The organism is Paracoccus pacificus (genome assembly GCF_042680785.1).
In the GTDB taxonomy this organism is placed as follows: Bacteria; Pseudomonadota; Alphaproteobacteria; order Rhodobacterales; family Rhodobacteraceae; genus Paracoccus; species Paracoccus pacificus.
The window spans coordinates 305,010-319,835 of record NZ_JBHUEN010000021.1 but is presented as its reverse complement, the minus strand read 5'-3'; the positions used below and the strand labels follow the sequence as shown (position 1 = coordinate 319,835).

At 65.5% G+C, this 14,826-nt stretch carries 14 protein-coding genes and 1 pseudogene; 2 read left to right on the top strand and 13 right to left on the bottom strand.

Annotated elements, in window-relative coordinates; translation table 11 throughout:
- Positions 1–229 precede the first annotated feature (229 nt).
- Positions 230–382, top strand: a pseudogene (locus tag ACFSCT_RS09550) (hypothetical protein); the annotation flags it as partial.
- 173 nt (positions 383–555) lie between these two features.
- Here ACFSCT_RS09550 and ACFSCT_RS09545 read toward each other — a convergent pair.
- The 4 genes from ACFSCT_RS09545 to nirK form a co-directional block, all read right to left on the bottom strand.
- The gene (locus tag ACFSCT_RS09545) at positions 556–993 is read right to left on the bottom strand and encodes a pseudoazurin (protein ID WP_379142232.1); all 438 of its coding nucleotides are present in this window, start codon (positions 991–993) and stop codon (positions 556–558) included.
- A gap of 180 nt (positions 994–1,173) precedes the next feature.
- Complete coding sequence (locus ACFSCT_RS09540; protein WP_379142231.1) at positions 1,174–1,866, bottom strand: Crp/Fnr family transcriptional regulator; 693 nt, start codon at positions 1,864–1,866, stop codon at positions 1,174–1,176.
- 95 nt (positions 1,867–1,961) lie between these two features.
- Entirely contained in the window at positions 1,962–2,777 is an 816-nt protein-coding gene (locus ACFSCT_RS09535; RefSeq protein ID WP_379142230.1) for an SUMF1/EgtB/PvdO family nonheme iron enzyme, read from the bottom strand.
- 124 nt (positions 2,778–2,901) lie between these two features.
- Positions 2,902–4,047, bottom strand: coding sequence for a copper-containing nitrite reductase (gene nirK / locus ACFSCT_RS09530; RefSeq protein WP_379142229.1), 1,146 nt, complete (start codon positions 4,045–4,047; stop codon positions 2,902–2,904).
- 207 nt (positions 4,048–4,254) lie between these two features.
- On the opposite strand from nirK, the gene ACFSCT_RS09525 reads away from it, so the two are divergent.
- The gene (locus ACFSCT_RS09525; protein ID WP_379142228.1) at positions 4,255–5,460 is read left to right on the top strand and encodes an NnrS family protein; all 1,206 of its coding nucleotides are present in this window, start codon (positions 4,255–4,257) and stop codon (positions 5,458–5,460) included.
- A gap of 29 nt (positions 5,461–5,489) precedes the next feature.
- On the opposite strand, the gene ACFSCT_RS09520 is transcribed toward ACFSCT_RS09525, so the two are convergent.
- The 9 genes from ACFSCT_RS09520 to ACFSCT_RS09480 form a co-directional block, all read right to left on the bottom strand.
- Positions 5,490–5,774 (bottom strand): metal-sulfur cluster assembly factor, encoded by a 285-nt coding sequence (locus tag ACFSCT_RS09520; RefSeq protein WP_379142226.1) that lies wholly within the window; start codon positions 5,772–5,774, stop codon positions 5,490–5,492.
- Positions 5,767–6,294, bottom strand: a complete 528-nt coding sequence (locus ACFSCT_RS09515; RefSeq protein WP_379142225.1) for a DUF2249 domain-containing protein — start codon at positions 6,292–6,294, stop codon at positions 5,767–5,769. Before ACFSCT_RS09515 ends, ACFSCT_RS09520 begins: the two co-directional genes overlap by 8 nt.
- A complete protein-coding gene (locus ACFSCT_RS09510; RefSeq protein ID WP_379142224.1) occupies positions 6,291–7,634 on the bottom strand; it encodes a hypothetical protein in 1,344 nt (447 codons plus the stop codon). The genes ACFSCT_RS09515 and ACFSCT_RS09510 overlap by 4 nt, the downstream gene beginning before the upstream one ends.
- A 397-nt stretch (positions 7,635–8,031) precedes the next feature.
- Positions 8,032–8,961 (bottom strand): ribokinase, encoded by a 930-nt coding sequence (gene rbsK / locus ACFSCT_RS09505; protein ID WP_379142223.1) that lies wholly within the window; start codon positions 8,959–8,961, stop codon positions 8,032–8,034.
- Positions 8,958–10,046, bottom strand: coding sequence for a DUF4432 family protein (locus ACFSCT_RS09500; RefSeq protein WP_379142222.1), 1,089 nt, complete (start codon positions 10,044–10,046; stop codon positions 8,958–8,960). The genes rbsK and ACFSCT_RS09500 overlap by 4 nt, the downstream gene beginning before the upstream one ends.
- Positions 10,047–10,049: 3 nt before the next feature.
- Positions 10,050–11,084, bottom strand: coding sequence for an ABC transporter permease (locus ACFSCT_RS09495; protein ID WP_379142221.1), 1,035 nt, complete (start codon positions 11,082–11,084; stop codon positions 10,050–10,052).
- 15 nt (positions 11,085–11,099) lie between these two features.
- Positions 11,100–12,083, bottom strand: a complete 984-nt coding sequence (locus tag ACFSCT_RS09490; protein WP_379142220.1) for an ABC transporter permease — start codon at positions 12,081–12,083, stop codon at positions 11,100–11,102.
- Positions 12,080–13,597: a sugar ABC transporter ATP-binding protein gene (locus tag ACFSCT_RS09485; RefSeq protein WP_379142218.1), complete on the bottom strand. Its 1,518-nt coding sequence runs from the start codon at positions 13,595–13,597 to the stop codon at positions 12,080–12,082. The genes ACFSCT_RS09490 and ACFSCT_RS09485 overlap by 4 nt, the downstream gene beginning before the upstream one ends.
- Positions 13,598–13,675: 78 nt before the next feature.
- Positions 13,676–14,719 (bottom strand): autoinducer 2 ABC transporter substrate-binding protein, encoded by a 1,044-nt coding sequence (locus ACFSCT_RS09480; protein ID WP_379142216.1) that lies wholly within the window; start codon positions 14,717–14,719, stop codon positions 13,676–13,678.
- Positions 14,720–14,826: the final 107 nt, after the last annotated feature.

Genomic DNA, 14,826 nt, shown 5'->3' with positions numbered 1-14,826 from the left:
CTTCCTCGGCTTCATTGATATCACGTCCATCCGTCTCTGGATCCGCCATTTGTCAACATGACCTAAACCATATACGAGCTGCTTGCACCCCCGACCTCCGGCCCATCCTTGTTCTATTCGCGAAATGCCACAGTCCAGCAATCGTCCGCAATGTCCGCATTGCGGTAGTTTTTGCGGGATGCAGCGATCGGCGGCTCCCCGCCCGTAAGAAACCCATCAAATATGTGACAAACCGCGCAACCGCATCGAGATCACGTTCGGTCGTCTCAAGGACGGGCGGCGCGTTGCCAGCCGATACGACAGATGCCGAAAGGTCTTCCTCTCGGCAACCGCCATCACCGCAATCATATTGTTCCGGCGATGCAACACGAACGAGTCCTGACCCTGGGGCTCAGGGTTAAAACCAAGGTGGATGGATTTCAGACCTTTGGCACGCGTCAAGCGAGGCAAGACGGCCGGTTCAACAGCCGCCTTCCGGCTTTTGCCAACGGCATGGGCGACCGTTCGTGCCGCCCATGCCGTAACGCTTGACATGCCTCCCGCCCTCGATTGCGCTCATTCGACCTGGGCGATTGCGGCATCCATGCGCTCACGCGCCTTTTTCGGCATCTTCGTGGTCTTGGCCGCATCCAGATTGGTCGGCGCGTCGCCCACCTGAACCAGCGCGACCATGCCCATGGCGAAATGCGGCGTGCATTTCACCCCGTAAAGCCCTTTCTCGGTCACGGCGAGCGTGTATTCCTCGTTGATCTTGCTTTTGAACAGCTCGACGCCCTCGGGCAGGATTTCCTTGATGCTCTCGACGTTATGGCTTTTGTCGGTGGGAATGAAGCGGACGGTGTCGCCTGGCTCGGCTTTCACGAAGGCCGGCTCGAAAACCATCGTGCCGGCGGCGCCCTTGTTGAGCATCTTTACTTCGTGTTCGGCGGCAAGGCCCGCCCCTGCCAGCGCAAGAAGGAAAGCGGGAGCGGCGAGAAGGGTAACGAGTTTCATATCATATCTCCGGTCATGCGGATCGGAACGCCGATCCGTTGCCCAAGGGTTTAACGGGGAATCACCCACCGCACTTTGCGCGATCGCAAACAGTTGGGCGAAGACCGTCGCGATGAACGGTTTTCCGACCTGAGCCGCGCCGCCGTCTCCGGCATTCCGCCGCCGTGCGAGGACACCGGGTCAGTCGTCGGGGTCAGCGATCCGGGCCAGCCCGTCGGCATCGGTGACGGTCAGCTTCTGCCGCCCGCCCTCGACCAGCCCCCGCGTCTCCCACGCGGAAAGAAGCCGCGAAACGGTGTGCAATGTCGTTCCGGTCATCTCGGCGATGTCCTGTCGGGTGATCGGAAAGTCGATGCGGGTTCCGGCTTCCTCGATGCGGCCCGCCTTTTCGACCAGCCGCAGCACGGCATGGGCGACGCGGCGCTCGACCTCTTGTGTCGACATTTCGCGCAGGCGGGTATGCGCCTCATCCAGACGCTGGCCGATGGTCTGCATGGCGTTGATCGCAAGGCGGGGGTTGTTTTCAACCACGGTGTCCCAATCCGTCATCGGCCATGAGATGACAAGCGACTCGACCGCGGCCTTGGCGGTCCCCGGATAATCGGTGCGCGCCAATGCGCGCGCGAAGCCGAACAGATCGCCGGGATGGACCACCCGGACCATGACCTGCTGGCCGTCGGGCGTGACCTGAGTGACCTTCAGCCGGCCGTGGAGCAGAAGGTAGAAGGCAACCGCCTCGGCCCCCTGTTCAAAGACGGTATCGCCCTTCTCGATGCGGCGCGGCGTGGCGCGCATCATCAGGCGCGTCAGCGCCGCCGGCTCCATATGGCGGAACAAGGGAAGATTGCGGACATGAGAAATGTCGATCGCCACGCGGGGGCAGCCTTTACCGTTGGGTTCCCCCTAGGTGCCAAAAAAGCACGGCAAAGCAAAGCTGTTCTTTTCGGCTGGGCGGCCCCTTGCCCGGTTCAGCCCGTTTCGCGCAGCAGGCGGAAGCCGAGATTGGCCGGCGGCACGCCCACCGAACAACCGCCCGATTTCGGATCGCGCACGAAATCGGCGATGGCGGCGCGGTGCAGTCCTTCGGCGATATAGATGCCGCAACTGTCGCTTTCGCGCAGGACGTTTCCGGCCGCGTCGATCTCGCCCCGGCGCAGGCAGGTCGAGGTCCATTCCCAGACCGCTCCGCCGATGTCGCGGACGCCGAGCGAGTTCACATTCAGGCTGCCGACCGGGCGGATCTCGCGATCGAGATCGCGGCTGCGGGCCGCTTCGGCGGCATATTGCGCCAGCCACAGGACCGAGGGGTTATCGGGGTCGCCCTCGACACCCAAGGCGTCGTCACGAAACAGTTCCGCCGCCGCCTGGGCCCATTCGACATCGGTGGGCAGACGCCAGGTCTCGCCGGTCTTTTCGGAAAGCCATGCGGCATAGGCCTGCGCGTCATACCAGTTCACCCCCCTGACCGGCAGGTCGGGATTGTCGGTTGCGTGACCCGGTGGGGTGCAGCCCCCTGCCGCGACGCAGGCGTCCCATTGGCGGTTGCTGACCCCGGTCGCCATGATCTCGACCGGCGCGGCGATCGACACCGTCGCGATCGGCGCATCGGCGGGACGGCCGTCGCGCCGCCAGTCGCCGTCCAAACGGTGGCGGAACGGCGCGGGCTCCAGCCGCACCAACGCGGGGATATCGACGGGCGACGGCGCCGGTTCCGGCTTCAACAGTTGGAAGGCGCCAAACAGCGCGACGACCGCGCCGGTCAGAAGCAGGGATGGAAGTTGCATGATCGGACCGCCTTGCAATAGGGGCCGCCGCGGTTCTGTCGCCGCAACGGCCCGGCTCCGTTTCTTGGGCTATCCGGCCCGGATCACGCGCGATGCGCGGGTCCGGGCCGGCCGGGCTTGGCCGTCAGATCGGGCTGGGGGCGAGGACCTGGGTCATCAGATCGTCGTTCCAGTCGCCCTCGACCACCACATGGCCCGCGGCGCCAAGCTCGAACGCCTCGATCAGGTTGTGGTTCACATAGGCATAAACGCCGGGCTGCTCGAACGTATAGACCATCAGCCCGGCGGTACCGCCCGGAATGAACCAGGTTTCCAGCCCGCGTTCCGGCGGGTTGTTGAACTTGCCGGTCGCCCAGACATAATCGCCATGCCCGCCGATCAGGTGCGGCCGCGTGTCGCGGTTCGCCTGACTGTGGACGAAGGCCACCGTCTCGTCGACTTTCGCCTTCATCGCATTGTCGCCCATCAGCGCCCCGACCGCGCCATTGAACACGACATGGGTCGGGATCAGCGTCCGCATTACCGCAATCGTATCCTCGTAGCTTTCGCCGGGCGTGTCATATTCCTTCCAGTTGCCGGCTTCGTCGCGGGGCACGTAGAAATCCTGCTCGCCGATGTAATAGACCTTGTCATAGGTCACCGCCTCACCATCGCGGCCTTTCAGCCCGTCGCGCGGCAGCACCATGATGGCGCCGTTCATCCCCGAGACCACATGCCAGGCAACCATGCCCGGAGGCGCGCAGTGATAGACGAAGACGCCGGGTTTCGTGGCCTTCCAGCGCAGCACGCATTTCTCGCCCGGATTGATCTGGGTCAGGGCGCCGCCGCCAAGCGCGCCGGTCGAGCTGTGAAAGTCGATATTGTGCATCAGCTCATTGGTTTCGGGGTTGATAAGGGTCAGTTCGACATAATCGCCCTCATGCACCACCATCAGCGGCCCGGGCACAGTGCCGTTGAAGGTCGAGGCCCAATAGGTCGCGCCACTGTCGTCCAGGGTGATCTTCTTCTCCTGAATGGTCATCTGGAACTCGACCACTTTCGGGCCGCCTGTCGCGACCTGTTCGTGCTCATGGACAAAGGGCGGATCGACAAGCTGCACCTGCACGCGCGGCAGGCTGTTGATGTCGGTCGCGGCCACCGGGGTCAGCACCTCCTTGAGGTCTTTCGCGGCATCGGTGGTCTGCGCGGCAGCCTGACGGATCTGCGTCATGGCTCCGGCGATGGCGGCGCCGGCCAGAAGGGTGCGGCGGCTGAAGGGGATGGAGGTCATGGCTGATTCCTTTCATTAAAATCTTTGACTCAGACCCGGTTCTTCTCCGGTTGAGGTGATACTGCCCCATCCGGCCCGGTCCTTCATTGAGCGGGATCAAGCTCGGTCGGCGGAAACCGCCGCTTACTTGCGTCAGCGCAAAGAGCAAAGCGGTTTCCGCCCTATCGCTGAGGCGAAACCGGACGATCTGCCGAAGGAACCGCAGCGATGACCGAATCAAAACGCCCCCGCATCCCGCGCGGGCTGAAACAGGATGGCGCGGCGATCTGGTCCTATGGCTTTCGCCCCTTCTTTCTGGGCGGCGCGATGTGGGCGGTCGCGGCCATGGCGCTGTGGATCGCCGCGCTCGCGCATGGGCTGCCGCTTGGCGGCGGGTTCGGCGCGCCGCTGTGGCACGCGCATGAGATGGTTTTCGGCTTTGCCCCCGCGGTGCTGGCGGGTTTCCTGCTGACCGCGATCCCGAACTGGACCGGCAGCCTGCCGGTCGCGGGCACGCCGCTGATCGCGCTGTTCGGCCTGTGGCTTTCGGGCCGGATCGCGATGGCGGCGGCGGGGCTGACGGGGCTTACCTTTGCCTCGGCATTGGATGCGCTGTTTCTGCCGGTCTTTCTTTGGATTTGCGCGCGCGAGATCATCCGGGGACGCAAATGGAACGATCTGAAGGTGCTGGCGGGGGTGCTGGCCATCGCCTTGGGGAATATCGGCTTTCACCTCGCGGTGGCGACGGGCGGCGATCTCGGCCTGTGGGTGCGTGGCGCGGTCGCGGGCTATGTGGTGCTGGTCACGATCATCGGCGGCCGCATCATCCCAAGCTTTACGCGCAACTGGCTGAACCAGCGCGGGCTTGGGCCGATGCCCGTGGCCTATAACCGTTTCGACATGGCGGTGATCGCCGTCTCGGCCCTGACGCTGGCGGCTTGGGTATTCCGGCCCGACGCGCCGCTGATCGCGCCGGCGGCGCTGATCGCCGGGGGGCTGAACGCTGTGCGGCTGCTACGCTGGCGTGGCGCGGCGGTGCGGGCGGAATGGCTGCTGCTGGTTCTGCATCTGGCTTACGCTTTCGTGCCGCTTGGTTTTTTCGCCATCGCGCTGGCGATCCTTAGGCTGATCCAGCCGGTTTCGGCGCTGCATGTGCTGACGGTCGGGGTGATCGCGACGATGATGCTGGCGGTCATGACCCGGGCCACGCGCGGCCATACCGGGCGGCCGCTGACCGCGTCGCGGCTGACCGTCCTGTCCTATCTGTGCCTGTTCGCGGCGGCGCTGGCGCGGCCGTTGGCCGATATCGGAAACTCGCCCCGGTTGATCGAGGCGTCGGGCGCGCTCTGGATTCTCGGCTTCACGCTGTTCGTCGTGGAATACGGCCCGATGTTGCTGCGCACGCGCCGCCAGCCGCGCGGGCTCGCCGCCTGAAACAGCCAAGGCCGCGCACCCTTCGCCGATTATTGCGGCAGCGGCTCGATCAGGTCGGGTGTCCAGGGCGGATCCCATGTCAGGGTGACCTCGGCAGCCTCGATCCCGGGCAGCGCAAGCAGCGCCGCCTCGACCCCGGTGCGCAGCATCCCGGTCAGCGGGCAACCGCGCGTGGTGGTTGTCATGGTGACATGGGCGGTACCGGCCGCGAACCGGATGTCATAGATCATGCCCATAGCGATCAGATCGCGCCCGGTTTCGGGGTCCAGAACGCCGCGCAGCGCCTGCCGGATATCGGCCAGGGGCTCAGTCATCATGCACCCCGACGCGGACCAGCAGCCGATAGGCCTCGCCCGAGCTGGCCAGATTCCCCGCCCATTCATGACCGCGATGGGCAAGTTCCGGGAAAAGGAACATCGGCTCGCGGTCAAGCAGCGCGAACAGGACCTCGCCCGGCGACAGCTGTGTGACTTCTTCAAGGATCAGCACCATCGGCTCGGGTGGCATCAACCCGGTCAGATCAAGCTCGCGCACCGGGTCGGGCCAGAACGCGGCGTCCAGCGCCGAGCCGGGGGCCATGCCTTGCTGTGGTGTCGCGCCGGGCACCGGGGTGAACAGAACCTCCCACATGCCGTCCTCGCGCTGCAAATCCCGGCAACCGAAGCCGCGGTTGGCCATGACGCTGAAAAGCGGCGCGGGCCGGAACGGCGCCAGCAGGCGCAACGCCTGACCGGGCGCCAAACCATCGACGGCGGACATGATGGCGCCAAAGGGTTCCTCGCCGCGTTGAAGAAGCGGGCTGACGTCAAATTCAAGGGTATCGGGTTGGGTCATGGATGGGACTCTGCTGGTTGTCGGGTCGGATTGAAGGGCAGGATCAGATGGGGCAGCGCCGCTGGGCGCTCGGTCGGTGCAAGATGCGAGAGGTGGCGGATCGCGATCAACTCGCGGATGATCCCAAACGCGCCAAGGGTCAGCAGCGCCGCCGCGAACCGGAAGCAGAGCGGGCTTGCCAGCAAAAGCGACACGGCCCCCGCGAATGTCCCCGCCGACCACAGCGCCAGGCACCACCCTGTCGCCTTCGCGTCGGTCAGCTTCTGCACCATCGGTATGGGCTGGCGGCCGATGCGCGGGGCGAAAATCTGGATCCATGTCAGGAAGCTGACGATCTTGACCATCTGCGCCAGCGTCAATGTCGAAAGCCAGCCCACGATTGCGACGAAAACCGCCGTCTCGGCCCAGACGCCGCCGCGATACCATCCCGGCAGCGCGATGACCGCCGCAAGCCCCAGAAAGATCAGTGCCGCGCGGCTCCACAGCATGTTCGGCTCGGGCAGCGGTCGGCGGCGGCTTCGCCACAGGCGGGCGATTTCCGCAAGATACAGACCGGCATTAAGCGGGATCAGCCCCACGACAATCGCGAGCGCCCAGCCGGCCGAGCGGCCGGTGAACACAAGGACCAACGCCGTCAACAACAGTGCGACCGCGGCATTCGCCATGAAAAACACCGCTTTGCGCAAAATCCCCCCTTGCTCGGGCGCCAGCAGGAACATGGCGAACAGCTTGTAGCTGACGCCGAAAGCCGCGACGCTCAGCCAGCCGCCGATCCCGAACAGCATATGGAGCGGCAGGGTCTGGCCCAGATCAACCATGACCCCCGATCCCGACAGCGTCAGGACCATGGCCGCGCCGCTGACCCAAAGGCCGCCGAGGGCCGCGAAGGCCAGAACCACCAGCCCGACCCCTTCAAGCCGCAGGCGCGCAGGGGTCAGCAGGGTCGCGCCCACCATGACCGCGACCAGCGTGAACCCCAGGGCAAGCGCGGCGGGACCCGTCAGGAACAGCGGACCAAGGGCGTCATGGCCGTCGAGGAAAAGAAATCCCGCTGCCAGCCCCGCCGTTCCCAGCGAGGTCGCGATCAGCGCCGGCAGCGCAAGCACCGGCAATGCCAGCGGGTGCGCCGCCAGCACCGGCACGAACTGGATCAGCGCGCCCAGCATCACCTGACAAAGCCAGCCAAGCGCGAAAAGATGGACGAGCGCGAGCCCGGCCCCGCCCGACCAGTCCGCTTGGCCGACGCCTCCGAACAGGGCGAGGCAGCAGCTCGCCAGCAGGAACACGAGAGCCGAGCCGAACCACGCCAATGTCCAGCGGGAAAGATGTGTGCCGAGCATTGAAATCCTCAGGATGTGACCGCTTGAAGATACAGAACGCAGACGGCCGTTCCTTGCTTTTGAACAAAGAAGGACGCGACGGCAGGGTGAACCCGTGCAAAAATCCGAACTTCCGCGCGCCGTGGTAGGCTCGCCGCGATGTTTAACCCGCACGGGAGCGGGCGCCGCTGTCCGTGTCCGGAACTTGTGACGCAGGTTCAGCAAACCGCCTGTGATCCGCCCGATGCCAGCGGGGCGGTTAGGAAGCTGATGGCCGTCTGGTGTTGCAATGCGTCAGGGTTGCGCGCACCAAGCGACGTGTTACGCCGACCGGACGCTCTCCCGGCAAAGGACGAAACCCCGCAAAACTTTCATCGCCCGGACGGTAGCGACCGATACCTCCCGCCGGGCGGCTCTGTCATTCGGTATCGAACGCCGCCAGCTCGTCCCGGGTCGCATAGGATTTCTGCGTGCCCCGGCGGGTGATCGAAAGCGCGGCGTAGCGCGCGGCACGTGCCAAGGCATCGCGGGGCGGCAGACCGCTGGCCAGATAATGCGCGAAACTGCCGATAAAGGCATCGCCCGCCCCGGTGGTATCGACCGGCGTGACCGGCACGGGGGGAATATCGACGGTCCCGCCCTGCGTCACCAGACGCGCCCCCCGGCTGCCAAGGGTGACCACCACCTGCCCGATGCCCCGGGCGATCAGGCTGTTCGCGGCCGCCCGGATCTCGGCATCATCGCCCGTCGGCATGCCGGTCAGGGTGGCAAGCTCGGATTCGTTCGGGGTGAAGAACGTCAGGCCGTTCAACCGCGCGATATCCAGATCGGGGGTGGCGGGCGCGGGGTTCAGCACCGTGGTCACGCCATGCCGCGCGGCCAGCGCGATGGTGTGATAGACCGTCTCAAGCGGCACTTCCAATTGCAGCAGGATCACGTCGCACGCCGCCAGATCAGCCTCGGCCGCGTCGACATCCGCCGACGACAGCATGGCATTCGCGCCCTTCACGATCAGAATCGCGTTTTCGCCGCTGGCATCGACAAAGATCGGCGCCACGCCCGAGGCTTTGCCGGGCGCGGTCTGCACATGCGTGGTGTCGATGCCGTTGTCCTGAAAATTCCGCAATTGCTGCGGGCCGAAAATATCGTCGCCCACCCGCGTGACCATCATCACGCTTGAGCCGAGCCGCGCCGCCGCGACCGCCTGATTGGCGCCCTTGCCACCAAAGCCGATCTGGAAATCCGGCGCCTCGACGGTTTCGCCGGGGCCGGGCATGCGGTCGATATAGGTGATCAGGTCGATCATGTTCGAGCCGACCACGCCGATGCGTCCCGCCGAACCGGTCATGCCTCACCCCCTGCGGCCGCGATGATTCCGGCCAGCGCATCCGCCTCGGGTTGGGTGACATAGCCAAAGCGCAGCGCGAAGGCGGCCTCGGCCCCCGGGGCAAGGCTGATCACGTTGCCCTTGGCAAGCTCTGCCGTCCGCCCCTCGGGTTCGCTGGTCGCGGGCAGCGCGAAGGCCGCGACCCGGGTGTCGCCATTGGCCAGCACCCAGCGGACCAGTTTCGGGAACTGATCCGGGCGATAGCCAAGTGCGATGCCATCGCCCTCGGGGCGGCGCAGCATCAGATGGGCGACGCCCTCGGGGTCGGTGCCGGGATCGCGGATATAAAACACCTGTTCGGGGTCGTATTCCGGCAGGTCCAGCACCCGCATACGCGCCGGATCGGCCGCCAGCGCGTCGATCAGCGCCAGATATTCCGGGTTCGGCGTCACATGCGCCGGCACCGCCGCGCGCACCTGCGTGCGGTCGGGCGTGAAGGGCGCGGGCTGGTAGATCCGCGCACCGGGCAGAAACGCCGGGTTCACATGGGCCATGTATTGCAGGGGCATCGCAAAAGCCGATCTGTTCCGCACCTTCATGGTCCAGTCGATCTGGGCCGATCCGGCATGCAGCGTGACCGAGGGGGTGGCGCGGTAATGCGGGCCAAACCCCTCGATATGGTCGCGCTGGCCGGTCAGACGGACGAAGGCGCCGCGCTCATCACTGCCCAATTCCAGCGCGGCGGTATCCATGCGGCAGGTCGGAAACTCTCCGTGCACGGGATGGGTGTCGCCGGCCGCAGGCACGCCGTTGGCCAGCAGACCCGAGTGGAACGCCAGACAGCCATAGGTGCCGATGATGGTGTCTGCCGGGCGCGGCATGTCGAACTGGCTGTCCATGCCCAGCTTCATGCCGTCGAACTGGGCGGACCAGATCATCTGACCCATGAAGGGCAGCACCTCGACCGTGCCGCGATCATTCGACAGGATCAGCGCGGCGATGTCGGTGGGATAGCGGAAACCGGCCACGCGCTGGCGGCCGTGGCTGACAATCAGGCGCGGCGTTTCGGTGAACTGGTCGGGGTAAAGCGGAATGTTCGTGGTCATGGCCTAACCCGCGCGCCGATAGGCAAGAAACACGTTCACCGCCAGCACGGCGATCAGGAAACCGCCCCAGATCGCGTCTATCAGGTGGTTCGACACGCGCATCATCTGAAACCCCGAGGACAGCATCACCAGCGAGACGACGGCCAGCGCAACCCCCAGAACGCTGCCCTTGCCGCCCGCCGGGTTGGTGCCGCCAAGCACCGCGATCAGGATCGCCTGCAACAGATATGAGGCGCCATAGTCCGATTTCGCCGCATTGGTGCGGCCGGACAGGATGATACCCGCGACGGAGGCCAGCACCCCGGTCAGCGCATAGCTGAGGATCAGCATCCGGCCGCGCCGGATGCCCGCGAAAACCGCCGCCCTTGGGTTGGTCCCGATCAGCAGCAGCCGCAGGCCAAACGGGGTCCTTGTCAGCAGCAGCCAGACGCCCACGCAGACGACAAGGAAGATCGCGAAGGGCACCGGGACCGGCCCGATCTTGCTGTTGCCGATCGCGTTCCACGCGGCCGGAAAACCGACGATGGCCGGCCCTCCGGTCAGCACCACGGCCAGCCCGGTGAACACCTGCCCGGTGCCCAGCGTCGCCAGAATCGGCGTGATCCCCAGCCGCGAGATCAGAAACCCGTTCAAAAGCCCGGCCGCCAGCCCGATGGTCAGGGCCAGCGCGATACCGATCAGCGCCACCCCGACGCCGGCGCCCGCACCCCCCATATTCTGGAAAAACAGCCCCGCCGTTATCGCCGCCAGATTGGCGATCCCGACGATGGACAGGTCGATCCCCCCGGTCAGCATCGCGATCATGATGGCGATGGACAGGATGCCCAGCTCGGGCAGGAAAAACGCCATCGATTCGAAGTTGTAAGGCGTCAGAAAGCGCGGGTTGGCCAGCGTCATGGCGATCAGCACCACGACGCAGACCAGCATCAATTGCAGGTTCGACGCGCTTCCGGCCGCCCCGGAAAGCCGCTCGACTAGGCCCGGGCGGGGCGGCGGGGCCAGCGCCGGATCAGTTTGGGGGTCGGGTCTGCCGCTCATATCGTCCTCGCCTCCCTACGCCAGCGCCTTGCGGTCGCGCAGCGCCGTCAGCGCCACCGCCACGATCAGCATCAGCCCCACCACGACCCGCTGCCAGGTGGTGCCGATCCCCATCAGGATCAGCGAGTTCTTGATCATCACCACCATGAACACACCCAGCATCGTGCCGATGACCGAGCCGCGCCCGCCAAAGATCGAGGCACCGCCCAGAACCACGGCCGCGATCACGTCAAGCTCCCACCCCACGAAATCGCGGGGGTTCGCCATCCAGATCATCGAGCTTTGCAAAAGCCCCGCGAACCCGGCCAGCGCGCCGGCCGAGACATAGACGAAGATCAGCGTCCGCCCGGTGCGGAAACCCACGCGCTTGGCCGATTCGGCCGAGGCCCCATAGGCATAGACCGAGCGTCCGATCATGGTGCGCGACAGGATCAGATAGACCACCAGCGCCAGCCCCAGATAGACCAGCACCGTGGCGGGCAGCCCGTAGGTGCCGCCTTTGGCGTTGGTCAGCGTGATCAGGTCGGTGTCACCGAAGGCGATCAGCGATTTCGGGTATTTGTTGATGTTGACGTTCGAGGTGCCGACAAAGCCGTTCAGCATGCCGCGCACGATGGCCGCCGTGCCCAGCGTCACGATCAGCGGGATCATCCGCAGCTTGTAGACCAGCGCCGCGTTCACCAGACCCAGCGCCGCCCCGATCAGGGTCGCGGCCAGAAACGGCAGGACGACACCCGACCAGCCGAAATCGACCATCGCCCGGACGACCAGATACATCGCGGCCACCGCGAATGCGGGAAAGCTGACGTCGATCCCGCCCGAGATCATCACGATCAGCACACCCAGCGCCATGATGCCGATGACCACATTCGACCGCGCAAGGCTGAACAGGTTTTCCAGTGACCAGAAGGCCGGGTTCACCAGCCCGATCAGGACCATCGCCACGACAAGGATGGCCGCGACCATCGCCTCGGTGCTTTTCCACCAGACCGGGTTCATGCCGTCACCCCGGGGTTCAGCCGGATCGAGTCGTTCAGCGCATCCTCGGTCAGCGCCGCGCCCTGCAGCTCGCCGGTAATGGCGCCGTGCTGCATGGTGACGACGCGGCCGCAGTTCGCGACCAGTTCCGGCACGTCGTCGGAAATCATCAGCACCGCCAGCCCTTCCTCGCGCGCCATGCGGTGAATGATGGCGTGGATCGTCGCCTTCGAGCCCACGTCGACGCCGACCGTCGGGCCGTTCAGGATCAGCACCTTCGCCCCGGTCATCAGCCAGCGGCCAATGACGACGCGCTGCTGGTTGCCGCCCGACAGCGTGGCCACCGGCACGGCGGGGGATGGGGCCGCGATGGCCATGCGGTCGAACATGTCGCGCGTCGCCTGTGCGGCGGCACGGCGGTCAAGCCACGGCCCCGACACGAAACGCCCGATCGAGGCGGCGATGGAATTGTCGCTGATCGAGCGTGGCAGGAACAGCCCTTCGGACAGCCGGTCCTCGGGGACATAGGCGATGCCCGCCCGTATCGCCTGATCGACCGAGCGCGGGTTGACGGGCTGGCCGTCCAGCAGAATCTGGCCCGAGAAGCCCGGCTTCATCCCGAAGGCGGTCAGCGCCAGCTCGGTCCGGCCCGAGCCGATCAGCCCGCTGACCCCCACCACCTCGCCGGGCCAGATCGACAGCGATATATCGTTCAACTCGCCGGGGACCGAGACATTGCGGAACTCGATCCGCGGCGCGTCGGCGGTCCGGGGCGGCGTGTCGAAACGGGTCGCCTCCAGATCGCGGCCGGTCATGGCGCGGGTGATGGCGGCCTCGTCGAAATCCGCGATCGGCCCTTCGGCCACCTTCCTGCCGTTGCGAAACACCGTCAGCCGCTCGGACAGATCCAGCATCTCGCGCATCTTGTGGCTGACGAACAGCACCGCGATGCCATGCGCCTGCAGGTCGCGGGTGATGCGGAACAGCCGCTCGACCTCGCGCCCGGTCAGCGCGGTGGTCGGCTCATCCATGATGATCAGCCGCGCATCGGCCAGCACCGCGCGGGCGATCGCCACAAGTTGCCGCCCCGAGGTCGGCAGCGTCTCGACCGCCGCGTCAAGCGGCAGCGTGACGCCCAGCCGCTCCAGCACCTCGGCGGCCATGCGGCGGCCCCGCGCCCGGTCCACGATGGCCGCGCCCTCGCGCAGGAATGAGTTCAGCGTCAGGTTCTCGGCCACCGAAAGCGTCGGGAAAAGCGAGAAATCCTGATAGATCACCTGAATGCCGGCGGCGGTCGATTTGACCGGATCGAGCGTCCCCGCCGGTTTTCCGTCGATCAGGATCTCGCCCGCGTCGGGGTGGTAGACCCCGGAAATCACCTTGATGATGGTGGATTTTCCCGAACCGTTCTCGCCCGCCAGACAGTGAATTTCCCCGGGCAGGATCGACAGCGACACGTCGTTCAGCGCAGTCACCCCGCCAAAGCGTTTGGTGATGCCGCGGAGCTCGATCAGCGGCGTGGTGGTATCGGTCATGAACGGCATCCGGCTGTCAGCATCGACAAGGTGGCAAGGGATGCGCCGGGGTGAACGGGATCACCCCGACGCATATGATCAGAAATCGTACTGATCCATGTTTTCCTTGGTCACGCCGACCCAACCGGCGCCGTAAAGCTTGTTCGGCGCCGCGGCATCGGGCGCGGTCAGGTTTTCATACCCCGGCAGCCCGAGGTTCAGCCCGGCCTTGAGCTGATCGTTCTTCTTTTCCAGCGCCGCGACCGCGATCATGTTCATGGCATAGCCGGCGACGGCCGGATCCCAGAACTGGATATAATCGTCCGCGCCATTGGCCAGATATTCGCCGGCGACCGAGACCAGCCCGGTCCCCGAGAAATGCAGCTTGCCCTGCAGCCCAGATTCGGTGATCAGCCGCCCCGCCCCGGCCGAAGTCGGCATCGGCGCGCCCAGAATGCCGGTGATGTCCGGCTGCTCGGTCAGCGCCTCTTTCAGTTTGGTGTAATCCTGATTGGCGTCGTCATAGGTTTCCAGCCGATCCATCGCCTGCGACATCTCGGGGAAATTGGCTTGCTGATATTCGACCGCGCCGTCGATCCATTCCATCTGCGATTTCGAGGTCAGGCTGCCGACGGTGGCGACATATTTGCCCTTGCCGCCCATCTTCTCGCCCAGCACCTTCATCAGATTGGCGCCGTAAGCCTTGTTGTCGAACGCCTCGATGTCATAATCGGCGTTCTGGATGTTCGAGGCTTCGTGCGTCACCACGACGATGCCTTTTTCCCGGGCCTTCTTCAGCACCGGCTCGACCGCCTCGACGCTGAACGGCACGACCAGAATCGCGTCGACGCCCTGCGCGATCAGGTTCTCGATCATCTGCACCTGCGCCGCCGCATCGGCCTGCGAGGGGCCGACCATATAGGTGTCGTTGCCGGTGTCCGATGCGAACTGGTCGACGCCCTCGCGCATGCGGTCGAACCACGCGATCCCGTCGACCTTGACCACCGTCGCGATGGTATAGGTCTTGCCGTCCGCGGTCGTGATCAGGTCCTTGTTGACCTTGCTGACGTCAACCGGGCCTTCGGCCATTGCGGCGGTTGCCGTCGCCAGACCAAGAAGGCCAGCGTATAGAAACTGCTTCATCCAAATTCCTCCCTGAAACCCGCCCGGGATGGCCACGTTTCGCGGCTTGGGCGCGCCGGTCGGGCGCGTCCCCCTCGCCGGGCTACATGCGTATAGCTTGCACTTGG